Raw genomic sequence first — 13,907 nt, forward strand, 5'->3', positions numbered from 1 at the left:
ATAGTAAAGAATAGCAGCCCTAATTTTTAACCTTTAACGTAGTTTTTTAAGGAGCTAGTATCTGTGAATCAGTCACTTTATGAACGTTACCTACAGGCAAAAGCGGATAATAAAGCTAAATATGCACGCGACTTAGCCGCTTATCTTAATGTCAGCGAAGGAGAATTACTGCACAGTCGTGTCGGTATCGACGCAAAACGTCTGAACGTTGATGCTCCTACCCTGCTGCAAGAATTAGCAACAGTCGGTGAAACCAAGGCCATTACCCGTAATGATTTTGCTGTCCACGAACAGGTTGGCCGTTACGAAAACACGAAGTTCAGCCAACATGTTGGTCTGATCCTCAATCCGCGTGAACTGGATTTACGTATGTTCTTTGAACATTGGAGCTGTGTTTTCTCTCTAGTAGAACCTACGAAAAATGGTATACGTCACAGTATCCAATTCTTTGATCGCCAGGGTGATGCTCTGCACAAAGTGTATACAACAGAACATACTGATATGGCTGCATGGGAAGCCCTGATTGAGAAATATCAGACAGATGAAAACCCGGTGCTGGAAGTGAAACCTGAAGAAGCCCCTGAATATGCAGAAGTGACTGAAGAGCTGAAAACACAATTGGATGAAGAGTGGCGTGCAATGACCGACGTTCACCAGTTCTTCATCATGATGAAACGTCATAATCTGAATCGCCAGCAGATTTTCAATGCTGTCAAAGATGATTTGGCTTACCGTGTAGAGAATTCCGCCCTGACTCAGATCCTTGAAGTTGCACACAAAGATCAAAATGAAATTATGATCTTCGTTGGAAATCGCGGTTGTATCCAGATCTTTACGGGTACACTTGAGCGTCTGATGCCGTATCAGGAAGAAAACTCTTCCCAGAAGTGGGCTAATATTTTTAATCATAATTTCACATTGCACCTGATTGAAAGTGCTATTGCTGAAAGCTGGATCACACGCAAACCAACAACAGATGGTTTCGTTACCAGCCTTGAGTTGTTCGATGCGGACGGTAACCAAATCGCCCAACTGTATGGTCAGCGTACCGAAGGTACTCCTGAGCAGGCACAGTGGCGCGAACAAATTGCCGCACTACCTAAACTGCAACCAGAAAAGGAAACTTGTGTAGCATGAAAAAGTGGCTTCTAACATTTATGCTTGCCATCTCCTCCAGTGCGTTTTCTGCTAACTCTGCTGAACGTATTGTCACAATTGGCGGTGATGTGTCTGAAATTGTTTTTGCACTTGGCGAAGGACAGCATGTTGTTGCCAGGGATAGTACCAGTCAAAACCCTAAGGAAATACTCTCATTGCCAGATGTGGGGTATATGCGAATGCTGAATTCAGAAGGGATTTTGTCTATGCGCCCATCACTGGTGATCACTAGTGAATTAGCCCAACCTTCTCTGGCACTCAAGCAAATCGAAGATTCCGGTGTGAAAGTTATTAAAGTGACCAGCAAAGCCTCGTTAGAAGCCGTTCCTGAAAAAATCAAGACCGTCGCCAAGGCGGTCAACCAGGAAAAACGTGGTGAAAAGCTAATCACTCAATATCAACAACGATTGGCTGCAATCACCACGTCAAGCATTCCCACAAAAGTGATGTTTGTTATGAGTCACGGTGGGATTATGCCAATGGCCGCCGGCCAACAAACCGCTGCGGATAAGATTATTCATGCCATTGGTGCCCAAAATGCCATGCAGGGATTCAAAGGATACCGCCCTTTATCTCAGGAAGGTGTTATCGCCAGCCAGCCGGATTTGCTGTTAGTCAGCACCGAGGGACTGAAAACGCTAGGTGGTGTGGATAAACTGTGGCAACTTCCGGGCTTGAGCTTTACTCCGGCAGGAAAGAAAAAACAGGTGGTCGTTGTGGATGAAATGAGCTTGCTCGGATTCGGTATCCATACCCCGGAAGTGATGAAACAAGTCCGTGAAGCTGCGGAGAAAGTGCAATGAGTCGTACCCAATCCCCCAGTTTTGGTTTGATGTTACTGGGCATATTGCTATTTATTCTGGCAATCAGTTCAGCCAATATGGGGGCATTGCCTCTTTCTTTTAAAACTCTGTGGGAATCCTCTTTGGATGACCCACGGTGGCAAATCTGGTTAAATATCCGGCTACCACGCATTCTATTGGCGATTCTGATTGGCGGTGCGCTGGCTGTTTCCGGTGCCATAATGCAGGGATTATTTCGTAATCCTCTTGCTGATCCCGGATTATTGGGGATCAGCAGTGGTGCTGCACTGACTGTGGCAATCATGATTGTTGTGCCCACCTTTTTGCCTTTCTCTTTCTCAGACAACATGTTATCTGAAAATATTGCGTTGTATGGTCATGTTATTGCAGCTTTTGGTGGTAGTTTATTAATCTCATTACTGATCTTTTCATTAAATAAATATAGCCACGGTAATTTATCGAAATTGCTGCTTGCAGGTATCGCCATTAATGCACTGTGTATGTCATTTATCGGTGTATTGAGCTATATCAGTAATGACCAGCAATTACGTCAATTTACCATTTGGATGATGGGTTCACTGAGCCAGATTGAATGGCCAACATTGATTATTGCTGCTTCTATTATTATTCCTGTCAGCCTGTTAGCACTCAGTCAATCTCGAAAACTCAATCTACTGCAATTGGGCGATGAAGAAGCCCACTATTTAGGCATTAATGTCCAACAAACGAAATTTCAGTTACTTCTGCTTAGTGCATTGCTAATTGGCTGCGCGGTCGCATTGAGTGGTGTTATCAGCTTCATTGGTTTGGTTATCCCCCACCTTGCCAGATTGCGGTTTGGTGGCGATCATTCCTGGTTATTACCAATATCAGCACTGGGTGGTGCATGTCTTTTGTTAACTGCGGATACATTAGCCAGAACATTAGTTGCTCCCGCCGAAATGCCGGTTGGTCTTATTACCGGTTTAATTGGTGCCCCTTATTTCTTAGGGTTAATCCTTAAACCTTCAAAAGGCCGTTTGTAATGGAGCCGATAATGTCAAAAAGTTTACTTGAAGCCAAAAATCTGAACTACTTCATTGGGCAGCACCAAATCATCAAAGAGGTTTCGCTCTCTATCCATCAAGGAGAAGTGGTTGCAATTATTGGTCCCAATGGTGCAGGTAAATCGACGCTATTACGGCTGTTAACCGGTTATGTTTCACCAAACAGTGGCGAATGCCTGTTACAAGGAATCCCTCTGCTCCAATGGCCAACCCAAAAACTTGCGCGGATCCGTGCAGTAATGCGGCAATACAGTTCACTTTCTTTTCCTTTCAGCGTGGAAGAAATTATTGCAATGGGACGAGTCCCCCATGAAAACGCTCATAAACAAATTGCTATTGATGAAGCAATTGCATTAACAGAGTGTGAAGAACTGAGGCATCGGAATTATCAGCAACTCTCTGGCGGAGAACAGCAACGTGTTCAATTGGCAAGGACGCTGGCTCAACTCTGGCATCCAGAGCCAACAGAGTCCTGTCTGTTTTTGGATGAGCCAACCTCAGCATTGGATCTTTACCACCAACAGCATACATTGCGACTTGTTCATAACCTGACCCGTCAACACCCTCTTGCTGTCTGCTGCGTATTGCACGATCTAAATCTGGCTGCACTCTATGCGGATAAAATTATCCTATTACATCAAGGAAAGTTAGTTGCATCCGGCACACCACAGGATGTCCTGCGGAATGATATCCTTAAACAATGGTATCGGGCTGATTTAGGCGTAACCCGGCATCCTGAAACTTACCAGCCGCAAGTTTACCTCCGGCAATAATGGTATATCAGAATACCTCGGGAGCTGATTGATATGGCATATGCTAAATTACGTAATGAAATGCAGCTTGTGCATCATAAAGAAAAGATTGTTAATCGTGAGGTAAAATTCTCAGTCTTTTCTTTAATCATGTGATTTTTCATCCAAGCGCTTATCAATGATACGGATCGCAATTTCGCGCAATTTTTCTACACCAATAAACCCCACAGCGCCACCAAGCGCAGGTGACATGCTGCTGGGAATACCAACCAGTTCCAGCGCACTTGAGAATCCCCATGACAACGCCCCACATAAAAAAGGTTCAATCCAGCGTTTTTTTCGTTCTACACCGTCATAAAGCAGACGTCCATAACAGATCATAATAGCCAGCAAGGAACCAGATATCTGTGGCCAGGCATTTCTCAGGCTATCCATCAATTCAATCCATAAATCAGGGTGTTCTTTCATCATTAGTTCCATAATTGAATAATTGACGTCACAGATATAAAGCTATTTCTGGCGATTCAATCACAGTTCCAGTCTGATATTTCTCAAATCAGAATCGGTTAGACAGGGATTGATCCAGTACTGAGTGACGTTTTGTATATATCCATATTAACGTCAGCATAAGGCAACCACACTGTCATATACTTGTGCTCTGCTCAGTACTAAATCACACTGTCAAATGTTGCCCCAAATGTGCCACAGCTCATTAATTAGTTTCATCACATTCATTTTTTCTCTGGTTACCACAATGCTAATATCACGGCAGCGTTCTTCGGAATATTTTGATAGTACCTTGCCCCAACAGTACGCCTATAATAGTAAGAGTACTACCAATAAACTGAACTAAGTTGAACCTGTCCTCTACAATTATCTGTATCGTTAATGCAAAAATAGGTACAAAATTAAAAAATATTGCTGTCTTACCTGCCCCACGAGTAGCAATGCCTATATTCCAAAAAAGATAAGCAAAAAAAGAACCTGCAATACCCATATAAATACTCGCCAAATGACTCTCAAATGATGCTGATAATAATGCAGGCACAGGAGATTCAACAGAAATTGCAACTATTACCAATATAATCATGCCAAAAAACATTGTCCAACTGGTAGTTTCAAGTGGAGTTGCTTCTGTAACAAAAACACGAATTCCAACGGTATAAATTGCCCAACCGAGACTCCCTGCAAAAATAATCAATACCCCTTTTTCTATATGAACCGCGCCACCAAAAATCAACTGACCATTGGTAATTACCAATACCACTCCAAGTAAACTAATAATCATTCCAACCACACGTATTATTTCAGGGAAACGGCGGTTAATAATAGCTTCTAAAATATTGGCAGAAACTGGTGTCGTTGCCATTATTAATGCAGCAGTCACAGGATGTCCATGTTGGAGACCAACAAACAATGCTCCATTAAATCCCGCGATACCAATTCCTCCAAGAAAAATAAAAGCCAACCAGTTTTTCTTAAACGCCCTGCCATTAATTTTTCTTCTAAACATCATAAAAATGAAAATACCCAAAACAGCAAAAACAAAACGTTCACCAGAAGCTGTCCACGGAGGGAGATCTACAAGCACTATTTTAGTTACCGGAAAGTTTGAACCCCATAAAAATGTTGCAATTAACGTCAGAATAACCGCTAACTGTGGTGTTATCCGTATGTTCATGACTTAGCTCTCTTAATTTTTAGAAAAATAATTGGGTTGTTTTTATTGAAATTATTGTGGCATAGTTCAAAAATGAAATATTTAGTCATAAGTAGAAGATAATTTTCCAAAAACGGAAATCATAATATGCAATCATTTAGTTGGGATGATATTCGAGTATTCCTGGCAGTCGCACAAACTGGAACTATCAGTAATGCATCAATGCTTCTTAGTGTTGGTATAGCAACGGTATCGCGCAAAATTGAACGGCTTGAAAAAACGTTCGGAATGCCTTTATTCCTCCGTCATCAGACAGGTTATCAGTTAACAGAAGATGGAAGGGAACTACTGGAAAAAGCCAAAGTAGTGGAAATCGCTGCAAATTCATTTCTGACTGAGGTTGATATACGTACAAAAATCGCGGGTAAAGTCCGTCTCGCAACAACCGAACTTCTTGCTAACGACTTAATTATTCCTAATCTGTCAATCTTACAAAAAAACTACCCAGATCTGACGCTGGAAATCATTACTGATGTACAGACTGTAAATCTTCATCGTCGTGATGCTGATTTAGCCCTTCGTCTTGTCAGACCTGAACAAGGCCATGTTACAGTGCGTCAATTGGGTATATTGGGTTTTGGATTATATTCCAGTAATAAATATTATATAAATCATCAAGATAAAATACATGAAGGCACATATGACAACATCCATTTTATCAGTTGGACTGATGAATACCTGCAACTCCCATCATCCAAATGGACGGAGAAAATTTTGAAAGGCCGCCCACTCTCTATAGCTACAACTTCACTTTCAGGCCAAATTGCGGCAGTAAAAGCAGGTTTAGGATTGGCAATACTGCCCCACTTTATTGCCAACACTACAGATTTTATTTGTATTTCACAGCACCCGGAGTTAGAACGGTCTCTTTGGCTTGTTATTCAGGCAGATTTAGCACACACTCCCAGGATAAGGAAAGTCGCGGATTTTCTAACAGATATTGTTTCTCAAAATCAAAAGCAACTCTCCGGGTAAATAAAAATCACGAAAAAGATAAAGAAATCAAACTATATTGAGCAATACTCACATGACATAAACATACCCCAGTATAAATCTCATTTATTTATGATATATGTATGCTGACTTATAGTTTTCTCATTTTAATTGTCATTCAATAGTAATAACGGACATCTATAATATTTACTGCAAAGTGATAGCGATTGTAGTAAATATTATATAGTTAGTTAATCCTACTGTTATAGTAAAATTTACAATAATCACTATATAAAAATAATCTCATATTTATTTATGGACAATATTCTTATTGCAAAAGCAAAATATTTAACATAGATTACTTCAAAAGTGACATTGATGTCGTTTTCAAAGGTAATGAAATGCAAGCACAGAAAAAGCATCAATATATAATCCAATTTAAAAATCATTCTTAGATTAACTGATTTTGAACAAAAAAAGCAGAACAAACCGCCCTTATTTTTGAGAGATTGACTGTAATGGCGTTGACAGGAATTTCAACAACTGAATTAATAAAAAAACACTTAGATTATATTATCGATATGGCTAGGAAAATATAAAAGAGATTACAATGAATATACTCTATACTATAAAAAACAATATGAATTTATCTCAACCGATTGAAGCACTGGAAAAATTCCTTGTATACTTATATTTAGCAGAACGCACTTCAAATAAAGATCTCTCATTAAAAACAGGGTTACCTATTCCTATAGTACCGTCATTCCGTACCGTATTTCTGATTTAAAAATAGTGTGATCTTGCACAGGTTTTTTGTCTTGGTGACATCGGTGGGATTGACGGTTATACCCGGCTGATTTTACTAATATTTTTATAATTCATGTCTGGAAAACTGGAAAAAAATCCATTTGACCAGACATGATTAAAATTAGATAGATTATCAAAATAAAAATCTGGTTATAGCATAAGGGCAAAAATAAAAAGCAGTTTTAGTTAGTATTTTACTATCTAATAAAATATTATAACATGCGATCATTTATTAGAGACATTGCCACGACATCACAATATTGACCATTTTTAAAGGCAGCTTTACATTTGATGCCTTCCATTTCAAAACCAAATTTAGTGTACAGTGCTATTGCTTTCTCATTATCAGTGAATACTTCCAATTCAATCCTGATGCAAGCAAGCCAGTTGAAGGCATAATCAATGGCAAATTCCATCATCTTTGAGCCAATACCTTTACCTGAATAGCCAGCATCAATACCGATACCAATACCTACAACATGTCTGCGCCTTGGATTAACATAAGTAAATAACCCTATTGTACCTACTACCTTGCCATCTATTTCCGCCACAAAATCGAGTATACCTTGAGTATTATTTTGTTTAAGACGATCTTGCCACATTTCACGGGAAGGACATGGGTGTTGTAATGTACAAGAATAAACATCAGGGTGACCGAAAATTCGCTGAAAATGCTCAGCATCTTCTGATTCAGCAGATCTAATTTTAATTTCCATATAATCCTCTTTTAAATTTGACTCTTTTATAATTAACTGATAATACATTAGATGTAAAGAGATTATTTAACAAATTTAAATATAGCTATTTTACTGAACCATTACTTTTTGAGGTGATCTATGAAGCAAGAAAACTCAACTATCTTTGCATTGATAAAAAGTCTTGAAATAAGTCTACATAGAGAAAAAAGAAATGATAATAAATGGATAAATACCATCTTACATGATGATTTCTTGGAAATAGGAAAGTCAGGTCATGTTTATACTAAAAAAATTGTGGAAGATGCATTAAAAGAAGAAAGAAATAGAAAAGAATAAATCAGGACATCCCTATAACAAAGTCCTACGTTCATCCATTTGGCAGTTATCAGCATCTGGTACATGGCAACTAAGATTCCATCAAGGGACAAAAATGGCAAACTGACTATACAAGCTATCTTTTACAAAACTACAGTAAAAAGAACAAATTAGGGGCAACAAAGAAATGGCCCCGATACGAGGCCATTAGCTATATAGAATAATTATTCGACGACTAAAGACGGGCTCTGCGCCTTTTCACAACCTGAAACCCAATCATTAAAATAATAAACCAGACTGGTGTAACAATCAGTGCCTGCCTGGTATCAGGCTGCAACGACAACAATACCAAAACGAAAGCAAAGAAAGCTAAGCACACCCATGACATGACAATACCGAATGGCATTTTATAAACAGATGCCTTATGCAACTCAGCGCGACGTTTCCGATAAGCTAGGTAGGAACACAAAATCATGCTCCAGATAAACATAAACAGAATGGCAGATACTGTCGTTACCAATGTAAAGACACGCATTACATCGGGGATAAAATAGATCAAAATGACACCACAGGAGAGGCATAAACACGTAAATATCAGACCCGATGCAGGAACCGATCGTCGGGAAAGACGGCTGAACTGTTTTGGTGCATCCCCTTCTTTTGCCAAACCAAATAACATCCGGCTAGTGGAGAAAACTCCACTGTTTGCTGAAGAAGCCGCAGAAGTCAGAACCACAAAATTGACAATACTGGCTGCTGCCGGTAATCCAATCAGGACAAACAATTCCACAAATGGGCTTTTATCTGCCACAATCGCACGCCACGGAGTAACCGACATAATAACAATCAAGGCTAACACGTAAAATGTGATAATTCGGATCGGAATAGCATTGATTGCTTTTGGCAGGGATTGCATTGGATTTTTGGTTTCCGCAGCAGCGGTTCCTACCAATTCAATTCCAACAAAAGCAAATATAGCGATTTGAAAGCCCGCAAAGAAGCCACTCAGCCCCATTGGGAACATACCTCCGTCAGCCCAAACGTTAGTAAGGGAGGCAACATACCCCGCAGGTGACTGGAAATGGATGCCAATCAGTACTCCCCCTGTCACAATCAGGGCGACAATGGCAACAATCTTAATCATCGCAAACCAAAACTCCAATTCTCCGAACAATTTTACTGTCGCGAGATTCAGAGTCAGCAATACCAAAACACATAGAAGTGAGGTGGCCCATTCAGGAAAATCAGGTGTCCAATATCCGACATAAGAGGTAATAGCGACAACATCAGCGATACCGGTAATTACCCAGCAGAACCAATAAGTCCAGCCCACAAAAAAACCGGCCCATGGCCCAAGTAGATCTGCGGCAAAATCACTGAATGACTTATAATGCAGGTTGGAAAGTAATAACTCTCCCATTGCACGCATCACAAAAAACAGCATAAATCCAATGATCATATAGACAAAAATGATCGATGGCCCCGCCAGAGAGATAGTTTTACCTGATCCCATGAACAGACCAGTTCCGATAGCTCCTCCAATAGCGATAAGCTGTATATGTCGGTTAGTGAGACTTCGCTGAAGGTGCAAACCCTCAGTTTTAGGTGGGTGTGTAGGTTGTATTTTTTCTTCCATAGTTGTATCCAGTTTATTCTCACAGCATGACCTCAATAGCAGCAAGCTGTGTTTAAGGAGCCATTGTGACATAGACAACTACAGTATTAACAGAGCGAATTTACACGAAAAACCAATAGGTTGTATTTTACACTACTCACAAAATTAGATGCTGTATTTATTTTATTCAATTACTGAAAGCGTATAACTGCCTTTTCATAATAACGAGACATTTAGCTCTCAAAACCCTTTACTCCTCGCGATATGAAGAGTAAGAAAGCACTCTTATATTTTGAGAATTCATATTAAATAGACGAAAAGTCATTTTGTTAAAAAAAATAAACTAAATTACTCTACTTAATATTTTGATTATTTTTTAAAATTGTAACCAAATTCACATAATCATAACTATTAGTGTTTATTTCTATTGTTATTTTTATCAAAATTCATAATCTTTTAATGCTCTTGAAATACTATAGTTGCATGTATTGCAAAGGAAAAAACATTATGAAAATTAAAGCACTTGTTGCAGTAGCTGTTTCTGCTGTAATTCTGACAGGTTGTAAGAATATTGATCATGGAATGCTGGTTCACTCCGGAATGCAACTATTCCAGGCGGCGACTTTAAGTGATTCTGATGTCAAACGGTTATCTGACCAAACATGTAATGATATGGATGCACAGAATAAAATTGCACCGGCATCCAGCCAATACACTAAGCGTCTGAACAAAATCGCCAAAGCATTAGGTAACGAAGTTAACGGTACACCAGTTAACTATAAAGTTTATCTGACTGATGATGTGAATGCATGGGCAATGGCTAACGGTTGCGTGCGTGTGTATAGCGGCCTGATGGACATGATGAACGACAATGAAGTCGAAGGCGTTCTAGGCCACGAAATGGGTCACGTTGCACTGGGCCACTCCCGTAAAGCAATACAGGTTGCTTATGCTACAGTTGCTGCACGTACCGCGGCTGCATCAGCCGGTGGTGTAGCTGCACAACTGAGTGATTCTCAGCTTGCAGCACTGGGGGAAAAACTGATCAACTCGCAGTTCTCGCAGCATCAGGAAAGTCAAGCTGATGACTTCTCTTATGATCTGCTGAAAAAACGCAATATCAAAACTGAGGGTTTAGTCACCAGCTTCGAGAAACTGGCTAAACTGGGCAGTGGTGAAACCAGTATGTTTGATTCACACCCGCCTTCACAGGAGCGTGCTCAACACGTTCGTGATCGTATCGCAGCAGAAAAGAAATAATTAACCCGCATTCTGGGTAAAAAATTGAACTAAGAGCCTGTTCCAAGATTAGAATTTTAGACGAATAAAAAACCGATCTAAAAAGGAACAGGCGATTGTCAAGTTAGCTGAAATTTTCTGTGATCTCGATGATTTTTGCTGTTTTTTCATGTCTGGCAGACACAATAAGCAGTTTCCGTATTAAAAAAATAACGTTCATTCTCTTATTTCCGTTTTTCCCATCATGCAAAATTAAAACAGCAGGATTGCTTTCATTAATTCAACTAAAATAATGGCACACCCTAACCTACATATTCCCCAGAAATCAGCTCTTTTTATTTACTCATTTCTCAAGGTTATTTTATTTCTTAATCTTATAATTAAATATTCATTTTTCAGAATACTAAAACCCGAAAAAATACTATTTTTCTTTCCTATGCTTTGCTATTTCCACTTACATGACTATTTCCTCAAATAACTGTGAATTATTGATATGGTAAGACATCATTAATACCTGTTAAATTCACCGCCACACCAGCCTCGGAAAGAGATTGGATGTAATTATAACGTTCTGTGGTCAAAAAAGTGGATACCTGATATTTTCTTAAATAAAAGAGAGACGATATATGGCTAATTATCTGATTCGCGTTGAAATTTTTGGTGCAGGCCCAAAAGAGCATAACGCTCTTAATGAATCTATGAAAATAATTAATTTTCATGGAACAGTCAGATACAACAGCGGCGAAATTATGGCATTACCTACCGGAACTTATATTGGAAACTCGCTAAATTCTGCTACTGAATTAAGAGATAAAGTTTTTAAATTAGCTAATCCATTATCATCAAAAGCTGCTTCTATATTTGTTTGTCAGTATAGTGAATGGTCTGCTTATCTTTATCCGGCATCTATGTCTGGATCTGCATCAGAATCCTAATTAAAACTTAGGCAAGCTGGTTCTCCAATAATTTTTTGGAGACCAGCTTTGTTTGATTGGACATGAAGGGATTAATTGATAATAACCCCTCTACCTTTCAAGTTGCATTCAACAAAACTGTAATTTGAAAGATACAGGGGATAACTAATCAATAAACCTCCAAAATATCAGAGGTTTTTTAATAGAATTTATTTAGTCTTATACTGAGCTTCTGCTTCAATAAAACGCTGCTGAATGGCCTGGTTTGGCGCTTTACCCAACAAACTTACGACCACAATCGCAAGAGAAGCAAAAATAAATCCTGGGATGATTTCATACAAACCAAGCCATTGATATTCCATCCACACCAGTACCGTGATGGCACCCACCACCATACCAGCCAATGCCCCATCACGTGTCATTCGTTTCCAGAGCACTGAAATTAATACTACTGGACCAAATGCAGCACCAAAGCCAGCCCAGGCATTACTGACCAAAGCCAACACTTTGTTGTTCGGATTGGTTGCTATCGCTATCGCAATAGCTGCGACCACCAGAACCATCAAACGACCAATCCATACCAATTCCTTCTGACTTGCTTTCGTCCGTATAAATGCTTTATAGAGATCTTCTGTCAATGCGCTGGAACAAACCAGCAATTGACAACTCAAGGTACTCATAATCGCAGCCAGAACAGCAGACAGTAATACCCCAGTAATCCACGGATTGAATAAAATGACTCCCAACTCCATAAAAATCCGCTCACTATTTTGCATAACATTTCCCGCTTGCGCTGGATTTTGCTCAAAATAGGCAATACCGAAGAAGCCAACAGCAACCGTTCCTGCGAGACATAGAAACATCCATGTCATACTGATACGACGAGCTTTATGAATAGTCTGATGAGAATCAGCCGCCATAAAACGAGCCAGAATATGTGGTTGACCAAAATAACCGAATCCCCATCCTAATAAGGAGATAATAGTGATGGTCTGTAAACCCTGAAACATATCCAGATAAGCAGGATCTTTTGCTTTGATAATATCAATAGCTGATTCAAATCCACCAAGTTTAAAAAGGATCAAAACAGGCACCAGAATCAAAGCAAAAATCATTAAAGATGCCTGAACTGTATCGGTCCAGCTTACCGCCAGAAAACCACCGAGAAAGGTATAAGCGATAGTAGCTAATGCACCAAGCCAAATTGCTTTTTCATAACTCATGCCAAATGAGTTTTCGAACAATAATCCACCAGCCACAACAGCAGATGCACAATAAATTGTGAAGAAAATTAAAATGACTAACGCAGAAATAATGCGCAGAAGTTTACTTTTATCTTCAAAACGATTGGTAAAATAGTCCGGTAATGTTAAAGCGTTATTATTCGCTTCAGTATGTACACGTAATCTCCCTGCAACCCATCTCCAGTTCAGGTATGCACCAAGCAGACAGCCTAACGCAATCCAGGCCTTGGAAATACCCGCTAAAAAAATCGCGCCCGGTAGCCCCATTAATAACCAGCCACTCATATCAGAAGCGCCAGCAGATAATGCTGTTACCACACTGCCTAATCGCCGTCCACCTAGAATATAATCATCGAAATTCTTAGTAGCGCGGTAAGCCATAAAGCCTATCAGCAGCATCGCGGCAATATAGACAATAAAGGTAATTAGCATTGGTGAATTTACTGTCATGCAGGTTCTTCTCCATAGTATTTTTTTGCAAATCCTGTTTATTCAGACGGTCTGATTTGCGTCAATGATGTTATCTGTACTTAAAATTCCCCCCTTCAGCACAATATACCTTCAAAGCAAGTATTCACTTGTCCGGTTATACCAGAGTTGTACCGAAGATAATGTCACTGAAGGTGGCGTTGTTCCGATATGTATAGTTTATATTTGTAATTG

At 39.6% G+C, this 13,907-nt stretch carries 13 protein-coding genes; 8 read left to right on the forward strand and 5 right to left on the reverse strand.

Annotated features, from left to right (window positions below; all coding sequences use genetic code 11):
- The first annotated feature begins 63 nt into the window (after positions 1-63).
- The 4 genes from Xind_RS01335 to Xind_RS01350 are packed head-to-tail and all read left to right on the forward strand — an operon-like array spanning position 64 to position 3,780.
- Positions 64-1,137 carry a hemin-degrading factor gene (locus Xind_RS01335; RefSeq protein WP_047680145.1) on the forward strand — a complete coding sequence of 358 codons (1,074 nt, stop codon included), beginning with the start codon at positions 64-66 and terminating at the stop codon, positions 1,135-1,137.
- Positions 1,134-1,961 (forward strand): heme/hemin ABC transporter substrate-binding protein, encoded by an 828-nt coding sequence (locus Xind_RS01340; RefSeq protein WP_187649308.1) that lies wholly within the window; start codon positions 1,134-1,136, stop codon positions 1,959-1,961. The genes Xind_RS01335 and Xind_RS01340 overlap by 4 nt, the downstream gene beginning before the upstream one ends.
- Positions 1,958-2,986, forward strand: a complete 1,029-nt coding sequence (locus tag Xind_RS01345; protein WP_047680150.1) for a FecCD family ABC transporter permease — start codon at positions 1,958-1,960, stop codon at positions 2,984-2,986. Before Xind_RS01340 ends, Xind_RS01345 begins: the two co-directional genes overlap by 4 nt.
- Positions 2,987-2,994: 8 nt before the next feature.
- Positions 2,995-3,780 (forward strand): heme ABC transporter ATP-binding protein, encoded by a 786-nt coding sequence (locus Xind_RS01350; RefSeq protein ID WP_369793136.1) that lies wholly within the window; start codon positions 2,995-2,997, stop codon positions 3,778-3,780.
- A 123-nt stretch (positions 3,781-3,903) separates the two neighbouring features.
- On the opposite strand, the gene Xind_RS01355 is transcribed toward Xind_RS01350, so the two are convergent.
- Positions 3,904-4,227, reverse strand: a complete 324-nt coding sequence (locus tag Xind_RS01355) for a phage holin, lambda family (protein WP_047680155.1) — start codon at positions 4,225-4,227, stop codon at positions 3,904-3,906.
- Positions 4,228-4,522: 295 nt separating this feature from the next.
- Positions 4,523-5,440, reverse strand: coding sequence for a DMT family transporter (locus tag Xind_RS01360; RefSeq protein ID WP_222941686.1), 918 nt, complete (start codon positions 5,438-5,440; stop codon positions 4,523-4,525).
- Between the two features lie 126 nt (positions 5,441-5,566).
- Here Xind_RS01360 and Xind_RS01365 point away from each other — a divergent pair, with 126 nt between their 5' ends.
- Positions 5,567-6,454, forward strand: coding sequence for a LysR family transcriptional regulator (locus Xind_RS01365; protein ID WP_187649309.1), 888 nt, complete (start codon positions 5,567-5,569; stop codon positions 6,452-6,454).
- A gap of 977 nt (positions 6,455-7,431) precedes the next feature.
- Here the strand turns inward: Xind_RS01365 and Xind_RS01370 are convergent.
- Positions 7,432-7,935 carry a GNAT family N-acetyltransferase gene (locus Xind_RS01370; protein ID WP_187649310.1) on the reverse strand — a complete coding sequence of 168 codons (504 nt, stop codon included), beginning with the start codon at positions 7,933-7,935 and terminating at the stop codon, positions 7,432-7,434.
- A 120-nt stretch (positions 7,936-8,055) separates the two neighbouring features.
- On the opposite strand from Xind_RS01370, the gene Xind_RS01375 reads away from it, so the two are divergent.
- Complete coding sequence (locus Xind_RS01375; RefSeq protein ID WP_047680159.1) at positions 8,056-8,253, forward strand: hypothetical protein; 198 nt, start codon at positions 8,056-8,058, stop codon at positions 8,251-8,253.
- Between the two features lie 214 nt (positions 8,254-8,467).
- Here the strand turns inward: Xind_RS01375 and cycA are convergent, their stop codons facing one another.
- Positions 8,468-9,868, reverse strand: coding sequence for a D-serine/D-alanine/glycine transporter (cycA, locus tag Xind_RS01380; RefSeq protein ID WP_187649311.1), 1,401 nt, complete (start codon positions 9,866-9,868; stop codon positions 8,468-8,470).
- Between the two features lie 486 nt (positions 9,869-10,354).
- On the opposite strand from cycA, the gene loiP reads away from it, so the two are divergent.
- The gene (gene loiP / locus Xind_RS01385; RefSeq protein WP_047680163.1) at positions 10,355-11,107 is read left to right on the forward strand and encodes a metalloprotease LoiP; all 753 of its coding nucleotides are present in this window, start codon (positions 10,355-10,357) and stop codon (positions 11,105-11,107) included.
- Between the two features lie 605 nt (positions 11,108-11,712).
- A complete protein-coding gene (ghoS, locus tag Xind_RS01390) occupies positions 11,713-12,021 on the forward strand; it encodes a type V toxin-antitoxin system endoribonuclease antitoxin GhoS (RefSeq protein WP_047680167.1) in 309 nt (102 codons plus the stop codon).
- A 188-nt stretch (positions 12,022-12,209) separates the two neighbouring features.
- Here ghoS and putP read toward each other — a convergent pair whose 3' ends face one another.
- Complete coding sequence (putP, locus tag Xind_RS01395; RefSeq protein ID WP_047680169.1) at positions 12,210-13,694, reverse strand: sodium/proline symporter PutP; 1,485 nt, start codon at positions 13,692-13,694, stop codon at positions 12,210-12,212.
- Between the last annotated feature and the right edge of the window lie 213 nt (positions 13,695-13,907).

The organism is Xenorhabdus indica (genome assembly GCF_014467235.1).
In the GTDB taxonomy this organism is placed as follows: domain Bacteria; phylum Pseudomonadota; class Gammaproteobacteria; order Enterobacterales; family Enterobacteriaceae; genus Xenorhabdus; species Xenorhabdus indica.